11 protein-coding genes are annotated in these 16,835 nt (G+C 41.0%); 6 read left to right on the top strand and 5 right to left on the bottom strand.

Annotated elements, in window-relative coordinates; translation table 11 throughout:
• Positions 1-570: 570 nt before the first annotated feature.
• The gene (locus QQK05_RS13750; RefSeq protein ID WP_284299567.1) at positions 571-1,644 is read right to left on the bottom strand and encodes a bifunctional transcriptional activator/DNA repair enzyme AdaA; all 1,074 of its coding nucleotides are present in this window, start codon (positions 1,642-1,644) and stop codon (positions 571-573) included.
• A 192-nt stretch (positions 1,645-1,836) separates the two neighbouring features.
• Here QQK05_RS13750 and QQK05_RS13745 point away from each other — a divergent pair, with 192 nt between their 5' ends.
• A complete protein-coding gene (locus QQK05_RS13745) occupies positions 1,837-2,793 on the top strand; it encodes a DMT family transporter (protein WP_284299565.1) in 957 nt (318 codons plus the stop codon).
• A gap of 319 nt (positions 2,794-3,112) precedes the next feature.
• On the opposite strand, the gene ggt is transcribed toward QQK05_RS13745, so the two are convergent.
• Positions 3,113-4,879 (bottom strand): gamma-glutamyltransferase, encoded by a 1,767-nt coding sequence (gene ggt, locus QQK05_RS13740; protein WP_284299562.1) that lies wholly within the window; start codon positions 4,877-4,879, stop codon positions 3,113-3,115.
• Between the two features lie 300 nt (positions 4,880-5,179).
• Between ggt and QQK05_RS13735 the strand changes: the two genes are divergently transcribed.
• The gene (locus QQK05_RS13735; RefSeq protein ID WP_284299560.1) at positions 5,180-5,353 is read left to right on the top strand and encodes a hypothetical protein; all 174 of its coding nucleotides are present in this window, start codon (positions 5,180-5,182) and stop codon (positions 5,351-5,353) included.
• 288 nt (positions 5,354-5,641) lie between these two features.
• On the opposite strand, the gene QQK05_RS13730 is transcribed toward QQK05_RS13735, so the two are convergent.
• On the bottom strand, positions 5,642-6,760 hold the full coding sequence (locus QQK05_RS13730; RefSeq protein WP_284299557.1) for a M14 family metallopeptidase: 1,119 nt from the start codon (positions 6,758-6,760) through the stop codon (positions 5,642-5,644).
• A gap of 92 nt (positions 6,761-6,852) precedes the next feature.
• Positions 6,853-9,702 carry a TonB-dependent receptor domain-containing protein gene (locus QQK05_RS13725; protein WP_284299556.1) on the bottom strand — a complete coding sequence of 950 codons (2,850 nt, stop codon included), beginning with the start codon at positions 9,700-9,702 and terminating at the stop codon, positions 6,853-6,855.
• A 385-nt stretch (positions 9,703-10,087) separates the two neighbouring features.
• On the opposite strand from QQK05_RS13725, the gene gltS reads away from it, so the two are divergent.
• From gltS to dgcA, 4 genes are all read left to right on the top strand, one after another.
• The gene (gene gltS, locus QQK05_RS13720; protein ID WP_284299554.1) at positions 10,088-11,299 is read left to right on the top strand and encodes a sodium/glutamate symporter; all 1,212 of its coding nucleotides are present in this window, start codon (positions 10,088-10,090) and stop codon (positions 11,297-11,299) included.
• A gap of 65 nt (positions 11,300-11,364) precedes the next feature.
• Positions 11,365-12,243 (top strand): LysR family transcriptional regulator, encoded by an 879-nt coding sequence (locus tag QQK05_RS13715; protein ID WP_284299552.1) that lies wholly within the window; start codon positions 11,365-11,367, stop codon positions 12,241-12,243.
• A gap of 142 nt (positions 12,244-12,385) precedes the next feature.
• Positions 12,386-13,393: an N-acetyltransferase DgcN gene (gene dgcN / locus QQK05_RS13710; protein ID WP_284299550.1), complete on the top strand. Its 1,008-nt coding sequence runs from the start codon at positions 12,386-12,388 to the stop codon at positions 13,391-13,393.
• Positions 13,394-13,396: 3 nt separating this feature from the next.
• On the top strand, positions 13,397-14,398 hold the full coding sequence (gene dgcA / locus QQK05_RS13705) for an N-acetyl-D-Glu racemase DgcA (protein WP_322790575.1): 1,002 nt from the start codon (positions 13,397-13,399) through the stop codon (positions 14,396-14,398).
• A gap of 230 nt (positions 14,399-14,628) precedes the next feature.
• Here dgcA and QQK05_RS13700 read toward each other — a convergent pair whose 3' ends face one another.
• Complete coding sequence (locus QQK05_RS13700; RefSeq protein WP_284299548.1) at positions 14,629-16,677, bottom strand: CapA family protein; 2,049 nt, start codon at positions 16,675-16,677, stop codon at positions 14,629-14,631.
• Positions 16,678-16,835: the final 158 nt, after the last annotated feature.

Below are 16,835 nucleotides of genomic sequence, written 5' to 3'. Positions count from 1 at the left end.
CTATGCGAGGTTTTTTCGTTGTAGGGGGCTGATTTAAAATCGTCTAATACCGTATATGCACCGCCATATTGATATGAAAGTTTGAACTTTAAATGAGTTGCCACTTTTGTTTGGAGAAACCGATTTTACCAGCGGTGAATATCCACCTCTAACATTAATTTTTTGCTCATGCACTTTTATATTTAGTACAAAAGTTAGTTTTAGAGCTGCAGTAGCTTCCGTATTCCCTCCCAAAAGTACCTTTTCACAAGACTTAACAAAGCTACTGATTTTGTATTTACCGAACTTCATTAATGACATAGAAGACTTTTTATCTAAATACTGGATTGAAGCTTCAATGCTATCAAGTTTATCTTCGTATTCTTATAAGTATCTTTGAATCATAGGAAAATAAACTATTTCAGCATTGGCAAGGCTTTCAATAAGCCTGTCAGTCGCTATGGGGACAAATTGTAATTAATAAGTACGTGTTTATCTAAGCGACATAAAGCAAAAAAACATATGCGGAAGGAAAAACATATGGTTGTGTTTAAACTAAACACTAAATTACAGAGATTTGCCAACTTCAGTCTATTCGTTTGCTATCTTTTTCTTTCGTCTTTCGATGTCCAATAACGTCCTTTTTCGTGCTATACCCCAACGATAACCACCGAGGGAGCCATCTCCCCTGAGCACGCGGTGACATGGAATAAGCACTGCTATTGGGTTTTTACCACATGCTGTTCCTACTGCTCTAACAGCTTTAGGATTATCAATTTGAGAGGCAACTTCACCATAGCTCGCAACGTCTCCTTCCCTGATACTAAGCAGAAATTTCCATACTTTGATTTGAAACGCTGTTCCTCGAATATCAAGAGGAATATCTGGTTTTGGTGCATCTCTACTTATATGAGCATCCAATTCAATCATCCATTCATCTAGCTCTGGGGCGTTCTGTGCTTCAGAATGTACTAATTGGGCTTTAGGAAACTCTTTAGATAGCATGTTAACTAGTGCTTCTTCATCTTCTCCAAATTGTACTGAACATACTCCTTTTTTTGTCGCTGCCATTATCATGTTGCCGATAACGCTTTTTCTGCAAGCGTAATGAATGACTTCTCCTTCACCACCAGCTCTGTATGCTTTGGGTGTCATGCCTATGTGCCGAGCTTCCTCACCATAGATACGACTGATTGAACCAAACCCCGATGAGTAAATAGCTTTCGTAATTCCTTCACCACTTTTTAACGAGCGCTTGAATTTTCTCATACGCACAGCATCTTGATATTCCTTTGGCGATACACCGAACATTTCTTTAAATACTCGCTGTAATCTAGAAGATGAAAGATTGGCTACAGTACTTAGTTGAGCTAAAGTAATTTTTTCTTCGAAATGGTTTTCAATGTGCCGAGCAACTTCAATCATTGAACCTGTTCGGTCACTTTGCTTTGAGGGAGAACAACGTTTGCAAGGGCGAAAACCTGCCTTCATTGCTGACTCTGTACTGAAGAAAAATCTCAAGTTTTCAGGATTTGGTGATTTAGTTGAACATGATGGAAAGCAGAATACCCCAGTAGTAACTACTCCGTAGAAAAATTGCCCATCAAAGGCGTTATCTCTTCGTGCTACCGCTTTTCTCATTTTACGTTCAGATAAATCTGGCATAACCCTTCTCATCAATTAACCTGTCGAATACTATCTAATCATATAAAAACTGCGGAAAACATCTGAATCTTGCTAAGAAATTATTTTTTCTATAGTTTTTTATTTGCAATAATTAGCAATATTCGGATGTTTTGAAATTGAAGCAATAGTTAGTCTTGAAAGTAATTATTATCTCTTAGGGTTAAACTAACTATGACAACATCCATCAGCCATACAATGAGCTTTAAAGTATGGGCAATGCTCATCATTCTTTCTGTATTGTGGGGCGGCTCCTTCTTTTTTGTCGGTGTAGCGGTTAATGAATTACCTCCATTCACAATTGTTACGCTTAGAGTTGCCATAGCCGCAATCATTTTATGGGGAATAGCTTTTATTCTGGGGCACCGTCCGCCAAAACAAATGAAAGTTTGGATTTCATTTGTTGCGATTGGGTTATTGAACAATGTTGTTCCATTTGTGTTAATTGCGTGGGGACAAACTCAAGTAGCCTCTGGAATTGCATCAATTCTCAATGCCGCAACACCTATATTTACTGTCATTATCGCGGGCATTATGCTACCCGATGAGCGTCCTTCTATATTAAAAATCATCGGTGCAGGAATCGGATTAACTGGCGTGGTCGTTATGATAGGCGTACCTACATTCGGTGGCGAAGGTAAGTTGTTAGCGCAAATTGCAATTGTAATAGCAACAATATCTTACGCCTTTGCGGGAGTATATGGTAGAAGATTCAAATCGATGAAAATTAACCCAATCATAACCGCAGCAGGTCAAGTAACTGCGTCAACATTCATATTAATTCCTGTAACATTGTTTATTGATGGTCCAGTCAATGTACAAGACATAAACACAAATACATGGGGTGCTGTTATTTGTCTTGCAATTTTCTCTACCGCTATAGCTTATGTGCTTTATTTTAGGATTTTAGAATTAGCCGGCGCTACAAACCTATTGTTAGTCACGATGCTAATACCTATTTCCGCAATACTGCTTGGTTCACTTTTCTTGAATGAGTCTTTAACTGCAATACATTTTTTAGGAATGGGACTCATTGCACTCGGGCTATCAGCAATTGATGGCCGCTTATGGAAAAAAATTCAATTAGCTGTAATGAAACGAAGCAATCTTAGCTGCGCAGGCAGCAAGTAAAGTACTATTAGGAGTGAAAAGAGAGCGAAATGAAGAAGAATTGAAGGTCTCTATTTCGCCCATAACTGCCTGTCAGATTATGTCTAACCTTATCAAGCATAACCGTCAGATCAGATATGAGCTACTACAGCTGATTACTAGATATCATTGTACAAGAGACTTTAGCATTCTCTGTTTTATTTAAAAGAGGGATTTATTGGCTGTTAGTATCATTCAGAGGCAATTTTATGGAATCTGAATTAACATTGCCTATTAATAAAAAGCCCAACTCATTAAGTTGGGCTTTCGTCAATCATTGGAAGTTGATAATGTGCTTCGATTACTTTGCTGGAATAGTACCTGCACCTGGTCGTCGAGGATCAGATGCGCCATAAAAGTAACCATCTTTGAACATGATCGTTTGCACGCTACCCATGGTCTTGCTTGGCTCTACATTTTGGCCTTTCATTTTAAGCAGCTCAATGGTGTCAGGGCTAAAGCCTGGTTCTAATTGCAACACATCAGGGAGCCACTGATGATGGATACGAGGTGCGTGAACGGCTTGTGCTATCCCCATGTCGTGGTCAATGATATTCACAATTACTTGCAGTACTGTGGTAATGATTCGGCTACCACCAGGGCTACCAACAACAACATAAGGCTTACCGTCTTTTAAGATCATTGATGGTGTCATTGAACTTAATGGGCGCTTTGTTGGTTGAATTGAATTAGCTTCACCTCCAATCAAGCCGAATCCATTAGGTACACCGGGCTTAGAAGAAAAGTCATCCATTTCATTGTTCATTAGGATCCCCGTACCAGGAATAACGATACCTGAACCGTAAGAAAAATTTAATGTGTAGGTGTTAGAAACGGCATTACCATATTTGTCCATTACTGAAAAATGGGTTGTGTCAGGGCTCTCATAAGGGGCAGGGTTACCAGGATTAATCTGACTTGAAGGTGTTGCTTTGGTGAGTGATATTTTGCCCGTTAACTCTTTCGCGTAATCTTTACTTGTAAGGCCTTTTACAGGCACGTCAAAATGATCGGGATCGCCCAGGTATTTGCTTCTATCAGCATAGGCCAACTTCATTGCTTCACTCAGAAGGTGAATGTTTTTGGCGCTACCAAAACCATGTTCTTTAACGGGGTAGTGTTCTAATATATTCAGCATTTGAGCGACATGCACTCCACCAGAGCTTGTTGGTGGCATAGAAATAACGTCATAGCCGCGGTAGGTGGTTTTTACGACTTCTCGTTCTGCAACTTTATAGTTGGCCAAATCTTCGAGGGTAATTAAGCCGCCATGCTTTTTCATATCTTTGGCAATGAGCTGTGCCGTTTTACCCGTGTAGAATTCCTCTGGGCCAAACTTAGCAAGTCGTTTTAAGGTTTTGGCTAAATCAGGTTGAATAAGGATCTCGCCAGCTTCATAGGGAACCTTGTTGTTTTTGTAATAAGCTTTTGCTGTGGCAGGGTTTGCTGTAAGCCAAGCTTTTCGGCTTTTTAAGTTTTCTGATAAATCATAGGAGACTAAAATTCCCTGCTCAGCTAGGGCAATAGAAGGCTCAACTACTTGTGCCCAGCTCATCGTTCCGTATTTCTTCAACGCATGGGCTAAACCAGCCACGGTACCTGGAACACCTGATGATGCATGGCTAAAACGTGCCACTTGATTATTAACATTACCTTTTTCGTCTAAGTACATGTCTCTATGAGCCGCACTTGGTGCCATTTCGCGATAATCAATTGCAACAGTCTCTTGCTTGTCTGCAAGATGAACTAACATAAAGCCACCGCCACCAAGGTTACCTGCTCTTGGCAAGGTAACCGCTAGCGCTATGCCTGTTGCAACGGCAGCATCAACTGCGTTACCGCCTTTAGATAGAATGTCTGCACCTATTTGGCTAGCAAGCTCTCTTTGACTCGACACCATACCGTGCTTACCTAAGACAGGGTGATGTATTGTGTCGTATCGAATAACAGCGGCGCTTTCATCAACATGACCATGAGCATTAACGGTGAGTGAAGGAGAAATAACGCTAAAGGTCAATAAACCCGCTAAAACATATCTCGTATTGAAAAGTTTGGTAATCTTTTGCATTTTTAACCCTTTTAATTGGACTACCTGAAGTCGAATGCGGAATTAGATTCAGTTTACATTCAACATACTGAATAAACTAGTTAGCTAAAGCGAATGACAAAACGAATTAAGGGTATAACTGAAGGTTATGCAGTATTGGTTTATTCAAGCATTATTCGCGTAAAACGTCGACTTTCCTTCGTTTTTGTTATCGAAAGCTATGACCAATAACATTGAGTTATGGGCCTAACCAATTTTGTTTATGTTTAATTTACTTTTGCTATTGCATAGTGGTTTTGTCACGAACAAAGGGGAAGGCAAATGAATCAACTAAGTACGCAAAGCCACGTTAATCAACGTCAATTAGCACAACATCAACATAATGCAGATGTCTCTAAAGTATTGGATACAAAAAGTAAGTCGGGTTCTGATAAAGTTCCTCATGAAAAGATCATTGAACCAGTTACGCCATTTTATGTATTGGGTTACAACTAAAAGCTAACGCTGTGATTATGTTGTTCCTGCTTGATCACAGCGTTTCTCTTTAAATCTGTTCACTGTTTTTCTTTTCTATCTCTTCAACCCACGACTATTTGTTTTTCGCTCACTCACGAGCAATCCTTCACTTCTTTGATCTCGTTTCATCTACAACACTGGATATACTTCTCGAGCGCTGTTGCTCTGTTTTGATTTGTTACTATTGATATATGGAAGGGATATAGGGAAGGGGATAAGTGCTTACAACAGGTTGTTGGAAGCACTTTTCTTAATTAAGGCGCGACTTTAGTATGCAAGCATTGTTTCCATCAGCGTTAATGCCGCATCTTGCGCGAGTTTTGTAATAAATTCTCTGTCAGTTTTATCACCCATTTCATAGGTGATGGCATGGATATTATGCACGTCAGCAAAGTATTGTTTCGACACTGCGCTCTTAGGGTTATTGCCTGGCCTTTGAATAACACTGAAATTTGGGTAGCGTTTATCTAGTGCGTTCAGCCAATCAACAACCATCATCGGTTTTTCCATACCGTAATCTTGTGGCATGGTGTAGAAAATTTCTTTGTGGGTTGAATGAAAGTCGACTGCCATTGAGATTTTCTCTCCTTTGGCTACGAGTGTTTCTAGAAACTTATGTACCGTCGCCACCTCAGGTTGCTTAAATGCTTTCCAATCTCTATTTAAATCGACGCCATTGGCATTGTGACGCCAGTTTCCCATATAAACGCCATCAGGGTTAAGGTTTGGGAAAATCACAATATTAAAGCGCTCTCTAAACTTGTTGGCGATTGGAATATCACAAAGCACCGTTTCTGAGAATGGTAGTAATGCCAGTGCACCTGTGACTTCAGGTGGGTGTTGTCGACCAAGTATCACTAGCCACTCTTTGCCTTTGCCATGATGCACCAATTTATAAAGCGGTCTCTCTTGCACTGACCAACCCTGAATGTCATGCGTGATATCGTATACCGAGGCTAAACTCTTACCCCAATTAACATAATCTTCATTTGATAATATCTCTTGTGCAGAAATCCATGTAGGCTCTTGAACTACGTCGATCGAAAACATCATCTTATCTTGGCTAATATGATGCTCAATTAAACGCCAGTTTAGGCCATTCTTACTCATTTTAGGCGGGTAACGATGATCACCACCTTCTACTTGCAAGACTACATCGATTCGTTCCGGTGTTTTTGCTTTGACTTTAAAGGCATACCACGGACTGTTATTGATTGGTGTATTTTCTGGTCTTAACGTTAATAAGAAACGATTCTTGTCGAGCTCCTGACAGGACGTGAATCTCCCACCTGAAAAGTTTTTATCGAAACTGATATTTGAAAATTCGCAGCTGAATACGGTATCACTGCAAAATAATAAAATTGAAAATAATATAAATCGATACATGATGATTTACTCTAAATGAAAAATAAAAATGGCTCGAAAGTCGAGCCATTATCCTTGAGCTATTCGCTTTGTACCATCCTAATTATGTTTAATTAGAATGAAGCACTAAAGTTCATATAAATATAGCGACCTCTGTTAGAGTGCAGGGCACCAAAGTAACCATGAGCTAGCTCATCGGCTAATGGCGGCTCTTCATCTCCAATGTTTCTTACGCCAATACGCACTCTACTGCCGCTTAATACATCGTTGCCGTCAAAGCTGTAATCTGCGTACACGTTTACACGCGTAAAACTGTCTACCGGTAATTCAATGACTTCATCATCAACCGTGGCTGTTGTACTGGTATCAATAACGTCACTAATATAGTTAGCGCTGATGCCTGCACCCCAGTTGTTGTAATCCCAATCAAGTGATACACGAGCACGCCATTCTGGTCTGCCATTTTGCTTGATTAAATCACCAGCGCCAGCGACTGTTCTATCTGCAGGTACTGACGGATCTCCGGCTTCTTGCGCTGCAATTAACTGAGCAGAAATAGGATCTGCCTCTTGGTTAAATTTAGTTAAGTTTGCGGCATTTGCCGTAAAGTCGAAGTCACCAAATGATGTTTCAAAGTCATACACAACGCTGAAGTCAACACCTGCGATTTCTCTCACACCAAGGTTCATGTAGTTATTGTTAATTTGAATAACTTCATTCGTGTTCGGATCTCGAATAACGGCTTCATTTTGTGACCCTTGACTACGCAGAAGCGAATCATAAAGTAGGTGAGACGAGCCAGGAAGAATACCGACTAAGTCTTCTTGCTCAATTCTCCACGTATCGACAGTGAATGTTAGGTTCTCTGTTGGTTGTAATACCATACCAAGTGATTTATTTACGTCATCTTCTGGTTTTAAATCAGTAGTACCACTTCGGATATCGACAATGCCGTACGTAGAATCTAATACAGGATCATAGAGTGAGTTTGAACGTGGTACGCCTTCTGCTGAAACCTGCGGTAAACCTGGCGCTCTAAAACCACCTGAGTATGATGCTCTAAAGCTCAACCAGTCAACAGGCTCCCAAAAAATAGCCACTTTAGGCTTTAATGCGTCACCAACATCAGAAAAGTTCTCGTAGCGTGCCGCAATTTGCATTTCAACGTACTGATCGCCTGCATCAACTAAAGGTACGATAAATTCAGCATATGCTGACGTTACGTTACGATCTGCTTTTGAGTCTGGAGTTGGGCTACTACCGATAACATCGCTGCCCGATAGTTCTTGACCTGTAACCGCATCAACAAATGGCATGCTGCCATCAAGTAAATCATCACGGTCGTCTTCAAATGTTTCACGTCTAAATTCAACACCCATTGCAACACCAACACTACCTGCTGGTAACTGGTAAATATCACCATTGCTTACTTTAAAATCAACAGACGCCAAACTCGTTTTAGAGTCACGTGAAACTTGTGTCATGAATTGATCAATGACGCTCTGCGGATTTAAGGTAGAGTCACCAGTGTTTGGGTTATTGATATCACCACCGGTAAAGATGTTATAGGCAAGTGCAGGATCAGTACTATTGATTGCGGCTTGGAATTTACTTGCTTGAATTCGATTGGCTTCGTCGTTGGTTTCTGCTGCTGTGTAAAAGATTGCAGACTCCCAATCCCAATCATTCCAAGCGCCTCTTAAACCACCAAGAATTCGATAGCTGGTATCATCTACTTCGACGTTACGTGGACCTGTATCGACTGCACGATAACTGCGTAATAAAACGTCTTCACCAAATGGGTTGTACGCTGCATCAGCTGAGATGATAAAACGTTGAGCCGTTAGGTTGTGAGTTTGCTCACGAATTCGCTTAGCGGTTGCACTGTAATAAATCGCTTCAGAGAAAAACTCTAGGTCATTATTAATTTCGTGAGTGAAGTAGCCATAGAAATTCAAACGATCAACATCAGACACTAATGAACGCGTTGTACCACGGTCAAAACGTTGTTCTCTTGGGAAACTTCCGCTATCGGCACAAATTCCTCCAGCTAAATTAACTTCACAGCCTGACTCTGTATCAGGTTGCAAATGAAAACGACCTAAAGAATCAGATTGGAAGTCACCCCAAGGTGTTGCCGTTGAACGGTTGTCAAGTTGTGTATCACCAATGAATTCTTCAGGTAGTGTAGGGTATTCACGCAGGTCGTGACTCGCCGAGTAAGGGCGCTCTGACGCCATCATGCCATTTCGTGTGTAGTAAGAAAACGAAGCGGTTAAATGAGACTTTCCGTCGTTTAAATCAAAGCCAGTTAAATAGCTGAATTTTGTTTCATCTAATGATGTGCCTTCAGAGCCACCGTAAGAAAAATCTAAACGATGACCTTCATAATCATCTTTTAGTCGATAATTAACAACACCAGCTACCGCATCAGAGCCGTAAATTGCAGCTGCACCGTCTCTTAAAATTTCAAGCGAACGCAGACCTGAGATAGGCAATGTATTTGAGTTGACAGTAGAAACAGGGACAAAATTCTCAGATTGTGTACCTGGGTGAGTCACCAGTCGACGACCATTCAATAGGGTTAACGTATTTCCTGAACCTACGCCTCGTAGGTTGATTGAAGCAACATCACCACGAGCGTCATTAACACCGCCGTTACCCGTTGCCGCGCCGAAATTAACGGCGCCAATTTGTGGAATTGAGCGAAGTAACTCGTCACCGGTAACTGCACCCGTATTTTCGATATCTTTTTCAGTCATTAACGTGACAGGTAATGCACCAATGTCTGTTGCTCGTTTAATATTTGAGCCTAATACGCTAATGCGTTCAATTTCTTTCGTTTCGTCCTCATTTTCTGCTGCGACGACGTTACTTGTCATCATTACGTTCGCAGATAATGCGGTCGCGATACATAAACAGATATGTTTAACTTTGTATCCTCTGGCTGATCTCTTTGTCATGTTGCACACCTTAAGTCTTATTGTAATTGTGTCGACTTTTTAATCGACTTTCTTAATTGTGAAGTTCACCTTGCCCAAACAATTGACTAAAAGCTAATGACAGTTAGTTAACAGTTCATAACCTAAAGTTATACTCTGGTACATTTGGGATACATAAACGTACATATTGATTATAAGAGTTATGAAAAAATAAGGTATACAAAGGAGCTTGATATTTATTATCTGGCGACATACCTGCGTGCTAGAACCTTTGGTTATGGTGTTGTCAAAAAATGGAACTGCTGTTTTTTCACTGTTCTCTTTACTATTTGAAACTCCTATAAAACCGAATAATACGCTCTGTAAGACTTTATACAGAGCCGATAAATAAAAGGTTTAAAAGCATATGACGATCAATATTGCTACGGCAGAAACGCTGCTTATTGCGTTACTTATTCTGTTTATTGGCTACTATCTCAATTCAAAAATCACGTTTCTTAGCAACAACAATATTCCTGAGCCCGTTGTTGGAGGCATTGCATTCTCACTGCTTGCTGCAATTGCGCATAGCGCATTTAACATCACGTTTAACTTTGATATGGCCTTTAAATCCCCCTTAATGACGGTGTTTTTTACCACCGTTGGACTCGGTGCAAGTTACAGTTTGTTATTGAAAGGCGGTCCAAAAGTGGCCTTGTTTCTTTTATTAGCGACGGTGTATCTAATTATCCAAAACGCGGTTGGTGTTTCTGTAGCTACAGCTGCAGGGTTAGATCCGTTAATGGGGTTGATTGGCGGCTCGGTGACGCTATCAGGTGGTCACGGAAATGGCGCAACCTATTCAGATCTATTTATTAATGAGTATGGTATGCCAACCAGTGTTTTTGAGTTAGCAATGGCTGCAGCGACGTTAGGGCTCATTTTAGGAGGCCTCGTTGGTGGGCCTGTGAGTAAACGGTTAATTAAAAAATATCAATTGAAAGCAGATGATTATGACGAAGCATTGGATAACACCGTCACTTTTGATCCTGAAGATCATGATTTGGTTACGCCAAAGAAAATGATGGAAACGTTATTTGTTATTTTGCTTTGCATGTATATAGGTCGAATTGGCTATGATGCATTAAAAGCAGCAGATATCGTGTTACCCGCATTTTTGATCCCTCTTTTGTGTGGTGTTGTACTCACAAATATCGTTGAATTTACGAAGGTTTATCGTATCAGTAGGGCGTGTATTGACTTGTGGGGAACAATGGCGTTATCCATGTTTCTTGCGATGGCTTTAATGTCGCTAAAAGTCTGGGAACTTGCCAGTCTCGCAGGCCCAATGGTTATTATTATATTGATTCAAACCATCGTCTTGATGATGTTTGCTTACTTTATAACGTTTAGGGTGATGGGTAAGAATTATAACGCGGCTATTATGGCTGGCGGCCACTGTGGTTTTGGCTTAGGCGCTACACCCACTGCTGTTGCGAATATGGAATCCTTGGTCTCAAGGCACGGACCTTCTCCTCAGGCGTTTTTAGTTGTACCCTTGGTAGGTGCGTTTTTTATTGATATCACGAATGCTCTTGTGATTCAGCTATATTTAAGTCTGCCATTTGTCGGTGGATAATGAAGTTAATAATTGGCCTATAACAGGGTTACGAGCAGTTAATATTAAGTTGTTTAAGGATTGTTATGCGTTTACGTCACATTGAAATTTTTCATGCTATATACACAACGGGTTCTATTACGAACGCAGCAAAAATATTGCATGTATCTCAACCAAGTGTAAGTAAAGTATTGTCCCATGCCGAAATGCAACTTGGCTTTAATTTGTTCGAACGGGTTAAAGGCCGCTTAATCCCAACGAATGAGGCCCAAATGCTTTTTGGAGAAGTTGATAAAATTTATCAACAGATGCGCTCGATAAAGAATACGGCAGAGAATATAAAGAAAACTGATTTTGGCAATATTAGTATTGGTGTGACTCCTGCGCTAGGCTTTGGTGTTTTACCGCGAGCAATAGCTGGGTTTCAAACACACCACCCAAAAGTGAATTTTGATATCCAAACCGTTCACAACAATGAGGTTACACAAGCGTTGTTTGAACATAAGTGTGATTTTGCGATGTTGTTTTCTCCGAATGAAATTGCAGGTCTCAATTGCCAAACGATTGCTGAGTCGGAATTAGTCATCATGTATCCCAAAGCGATGTTTCCTGATGGCCCTGAACAATTGTCGCTTGCGCAACTCGAAGAGTCTCCATTCATTGATATAAGTGATAGTGGACCTTTGGGTGATTTACTTTGGTCGCGCATGATGGAGGAAAATGTCCAATTGCAATCAACGATCAAAGTGCAAACATACTTTATTGCTGCTCGCATGGTTGCCGAAGGAGCCGGTGTCTGTGTCGTTGATAAATTTACTGCACAAGGAAATTTATCAGACAATATCGCATTCGCGTCTTTTAGTCCTAAATTGACATTTAATATTGGTGTTATGCACTTAGAAAACCATAGTTTATCACGTGTTTCGGAAGACTTTTTGTCTTATATTTCGAAAGAAATCAACTAAATAACAGTGGTTTACCGTGAGGTATAGCCTTTAGTTATAGGGGCGGTAAACCATAGCATTTTATATCCATTCACTAACCTAATAACCTGAAACCTATAAAACAAAAAGTCGCGTTGACGGCAACAATAGTAGGTGGTTATTTATGCAAATTCTTGCTCCTTATCTCGTATTCATTGGTGATGCTACCGATGCATTATCGATTAAAATGGCTCGTGGTGTCGCAGACTGGCGACCTGAACTTTGTATTGGCGAAGCGAAAGTCGACGGTTGTACAGTGACAACTGGGTTACCACAAAAGACAATTGAACAGGCTCATAAAGAAGGCGCAAAATCACTTGTTTTGGGGTTTGCTAACAGCGGTGGTGTACTTGATGTGAAATGGCACCCGTACATTATTGAAGCACTTAGCTTAGGCATGGACGTTGTGAGTGGTCTGCATGATAAACTTAACGATGTTCCTGCACTTGTTGAAGTTGCAAAAGCTCATAACTGCAAAATGCATGATATTCGTCACCCAACAGCCGAATTTAAGACAGGCACTGGTGCAAAGCGCACGGGTAAGCGTCTTCTCACTGTGGGTACTGATTGCTCAGTAGGTAAGATGTATACATCGTTAAGCTTAGAAAAGGCGATGAAAGATGCAGGGTTGAAGGTTGATTTTCGTGCGACTGGCCAATGTGGGATTTTGATCGCAGGTCAGGGCGTTGCAATCGATTGTGTTGTCTCAGATTTTATTTCAGGCGCGGTTGAACATATTTCTCCGAGCAACGACCACGAACATTGGGACATTATTGAAGGGCAAGGTTCACTTTCACACCCAGCATTTGCAGGTGTCAGTATGGGACTTTTACACGGCTCACAGCCAGACGCGATTGTTATTTGTCATGCACTGGGCAGGCACCATATGCGTGGCTTACCACACACTGTTTTGCCAAGTATCAAAGAAACAATTGAGTTAAATTTGCAAGCCGCTAAATTGACTAATCCTGATGTGAAAGTCGTGGGGATCACGGTCAATACGTCATCAGTAAGTATTCAAGAAGGTCGCGAGTACTGCCAGCAGATAAGTGATGAATTTGGCTTGCCTTGTGTTGATCCTGTTAGAGATGGCACAGCGTCAATTATTGATTTTATTAATGCGCAGGTTTAAGCCATGATGAGCCTATCATTTGAACAAAAGGATTTCCCGCTAGCGCAAGTGTTTCGCATCGCAAGAGGTGCAAAAACAAAAGCGGAAGTGGTTGAAGTTACGTTAACGCAGGATGGGTGTATTGGTCATGCTGAGTCTGTTCCCTATGCTCGCTATCAAGAATCAATAGACACAGTGACCAGTCAATTAGCCTATGTACAAGCTAAGCTGGCACAGGGTATTTCTTTAGATAATGTATTGGCATCAATGGCGGCTGGTTCAGCTAAGAACGCCATTGACTGTGCGTATTGGGATTTGAAGGCAAAGTTACACAAAAAGCCTGTTCATCAGTTACTTAATTTAGCACAAGTGGACAGCTGTACTACAGCACAGACATTAAGTATTGATACGCCTGAAAACATGGCTAAAGCTGCACAAAAACTTAACTTTCCGCCTTTGATCAAAGTGAAACTCGATAACGAAAGCATTATAGAAAAAATGCAGGCGATTCACGATGCTTCGCCAAACAGTCAGTTTATTGTTGATGCAAATGAAGGTTGGTCAATTACTGATTTAGTTGAATGTGCCCCAAAACTAGCAGAGTTAAATGTTGTTTTGATTGAACAACCGTTAGCGACAGGCCATGACCAAGCATTGATTGATCATGACTTCCCCGTAGCGCTTTGCGCTGATGAATCTTGCCATACGCGTAAAGATCTCGCGTATTTAAAAGGACGTTATGACGCCATCAATATCAAGTTAGATAAAACGGGTGGACTCACTGAAGCAATGGCGTTAGCACAGGAAGCAACAGCGCTAGGTTTTGAGTTGATGGTCGGATGTATGGTGGGCACCTCACTTGCGATGGCGCCTGCCTACTTACTCGCAGGGCGAGCAAAATATGTTGATTTAGATGGGCCATTGTTAGTCGCTCAAGATAGACCTTTTGGATTTAATATCCAAGGAGGGGTGATGCCTGCCCTCGATTTCAGGCTTTGGGGTGGAACGTCTTCTGACGCTTATTAAACCTCTTTATTATATCTTTCCTCTTTCTACTGAAAATGTAGTTTTGCCCAGCCTAGCTGGGCTTTTTTATATGTAAAAATAGTCGTTGCAATCAACAATTACTTACTCAATAAAGTAGTTGGTTTTATTGCATTGGCGCTAGGTATCAACTGAACCAAAATAAAAAGCCACCTAATAGGTGGCTTTATTACATGAGGCGATAGGTATTGCGCTGGATGAAAGATCAATTGTTAATCGACGCTGATTGAGATGGGAGTGCTCACAGCGGTGTCAAAACCAATATAGTTAGCCATCTGGCTATCAGTGTTGAAAAATTGCGCTTGTGGTCCGTGTTGAAACGAAGTCTGCCACTCAATTAATGAAAAATTATCTATGGTGACCTGACTTACGTTTTTGCCTTCGTTATTCACTAATTCGGCTAGTACACGGTAACTTTTGTAGCCAATACGTGGTGAATTGAAGGGTAATTCAATATGCTGCCATTTATCACTACCATTAAGCTTGATGCTTGAGATTAGGTTTTTGGGACTGTTGTTAAACGCATCAAAAAGCTTTTGTCTGGTTTTTCGTCCTTGCCAATAAACATTCAGTGTTAGGTCTTGTGGTGAAATAACATCCATTTTAAAGGTCATTGGTGAGCTTGCATTAAATACTCGTCTAAAGTGTTTCATGCCTAGCCATTGTGTTTGGACAACGCCAATTTGCATTGCATGTTCACTGTTGTAGCCAGGCGAGACAAGCTGACTCTTGGTTTTATTAAACGTAAAACCACGCTCTGGTGCGTCAAACAGAGAAAAGTGTTCAAAATCACTACCATTAATTAAATTGCTACCAAATCGATATTTTACCTTGGGGGTCGCACTTTTTATTGTGTAGTTTGCTTGAGTCCATGGCAGTTGCGACAGGCTATGAACGCGTTCCTTCGCTGTATTGACAACAAGTTGTCTTGTGGTTGTTGATGGAGTAACGCTTTGAGGCGGCTTAATAACGCCAATACCTTGTTCACTATGAATAAACGTATTTCGTTTTGCTGATAATGTATGTAATCGCCTTAAAATCGTAACTCTTTCATTATCGAGTGCAGGCGTTGGCTTGTAGCCTTTGACGTAAACAGGAATGACTTCAGCACGATGGAATTTGCCATCATCTAACCAGACATGCAAAAGGTAGCTATGTTGGGTTGAACTAAAGTTTTGATCAAAGACAAAGTTACCCATTGAGTATGCGATCAAGTGACCATTATAAAGCTCTAGTCCTTGAGCCACGTGTGGGTGGTGGGCTACGGCGAGCACGGCACCATGATCAATTGCTGATTTTAATCGCTGCTCGGTGACGCCAGTTGGTTCATTCTTGTACTCTAAACTGCCATGATACTGAACCACGGGCAAGTGTTGGTTTGCGACAGCTGATTTTACACTCGAAGAAATATTTTCCATCGAACCAAAGGCGGCACCTCCATGTTCATGGGTAGCGGTTTGTTTTGGTGTTTTAGAACCTTGCCAACCTACGTAGCCTAGCATGGCATAATAACTATCGTTTATGGCCGCAATATAAGGTGAAAGTGCTTGGCTTTCAGTAAAGCCAGCGCCAGAGTAAGGCAATGACTCAGATTTAAGCGCTTTAAGTGTAGAGTCTAAACCTTCATCTAGATAGTCATAGGTGTGGTTGTTGCCCAGTGTAACATAATCAATACCTGCCCACTTTAGCGCTTTGACAATACTAGGGTTGCTGTAAAACGTGACTGATTTAGGTGCACGCTGTTTTGGTTCATGTACCGCCAACTGACTTTCTAAATTAACGACGGCCATATCTGCCGCGGAAAGATAAGGCTTCATGTGTGCTAATATCGCTTGACTATCTGCGAGATCAGATTCTGGATTAATCAATACGTCATCGTCGAAATAAGGTTTGTAATATCGACGACCCATCATCACGTCACCACCAAAAGCGAACATCACGCGTCCAGTTTCACGCTTTACGAGGGTGAATGATAGCGATGACGTAGCCAGTTGCGTTAATTCTGCATGGCTAAAGGTTTGAACGCGCTCATAATAACCGTCTTTAGATAATGTTAATTGATAGGTTTTAGCTTCAGGAATATGGAATTCTTTATTGCCCGTGTTGTTGGTCAGGGCTGTGGTGTTATTGATTTTTATTGTGGCGCTTTCAATGGCCTGATTTTGTTCATTTAGCACTGATATTTGAATAGGAATATCAGCTGCGAAAGTGCTTGTTGTCGTTGTAATTGCACTCAAAAGTAACGTAGATAACAATCTCATCAAAGGATCCTGTTGTTTTAATTATTAAAAAAATTATATCCTCATTGTAAATGTCGAGGGCATTGCAGTTTTTTGGTAGCGTATAACCTGATGTTATGTGGCAAATTTATAACGGTGAAAGTATCAGAAGGGCGCAAAGCCCAACTTGTATGGTTGGG

Origin of the sequence: Thalassotalea loyana (genome assembly GCF_030161435.1) — a bacterium.
In the GTDB taxonomy this organism is placed as follows: Bacteria; Pseudomonadota; Gammaproteobacteria; order Enterobacterales; family Alteromonadaceae; genus Thalassotalea_G; species Thalassotalea_G loyana.
The sequence above is the reverse complement of the archived record's forward strand: the minus strand, read 5'-3'. Positions and strand labels throughout refer to the sequence as shown.

What these genes read in the sequence shown, in the direction of transcription:
- QQK05_RS13750 (WP_284299567.1), bottom strand. Translation starts at nt 1,644, where the DNA reads ATGCCAGATTTATCTGAACGTAAAATGAGAAAAGCGGTAGCACGAAGA.
- QQK05_RS13745 (WP_284299565.1), top strand. Translation starts at nt 1,837, where the DNA reads ATGACAACATCCATCAGCCATACAATGAGCTTTAAAGTATGGGCAATG.
- ggt (WP_284299562.1), bottom strand. Translation starts at nt 4,879, where the DNA reads ATGCAAAAGATTACCAAACTTTTCAATACGAGATATGTTTTAGCGGGT.
- QQK05_RS13735 (WP_284299560.1), top strand. Translation starts at nt 5,180, where the DNA reads ATGAATCAACTAAGTACGCAAAGCCACGTTAATCAACGTCAATTAGCA.
- QQK05_RS13730 (WP_284299557.1), bottom strand. Translation starts at nt 6,760, where the DNA reads ATGTATCGATTTATATTATTTTCAATTTTATTATTTTGCAGTGATACC.
- QQK05_RS13725 (WP_284299556.1), bottom strand. Translation starts at nt 9,702, where the DNA reads ATGACAAAGAGATCAGCCAGAGGATACAAAGTTAAACATATCTGTTTA.
- gltS (WP_284299554.1), top strand. Translation starts at nt 10,088, where the DNA reads ATGACGATCAATATTGCTACGGCAGAAACGCTGCTTATTGCGTTACTT.
- QQK05_RS13715 (WP_284299552.1), top strand. Translation starts at nt 11,365, where the DNA reads ATGCGTTTACGTCACATTGAAATTTTTCATGCTATATACACAACGGGT.
- dgcN (WP_284299550.1), top strand. Translation starts at nt 12,386, where the DNA reads ATGCAAATTCTTGCTCCTTATCTCGTATTCATTGGTGATGCTACCGAT.
- dgcA (WP_322790575.1), top strand. Translation starts at nt 13,397, where the DNA reads ATGATGAGCCTATCATTTGAACAAAAGGATTTCCCGCTAGCGCAAGTG.
- QQK05_RS13700 (WP_284299548.1), bottom strand. Translation starts at nt 16,677, where the DNA reads ATGAGATTGTTATCTACGTTACTTTTGAGTGCAATTACAACGACAACA.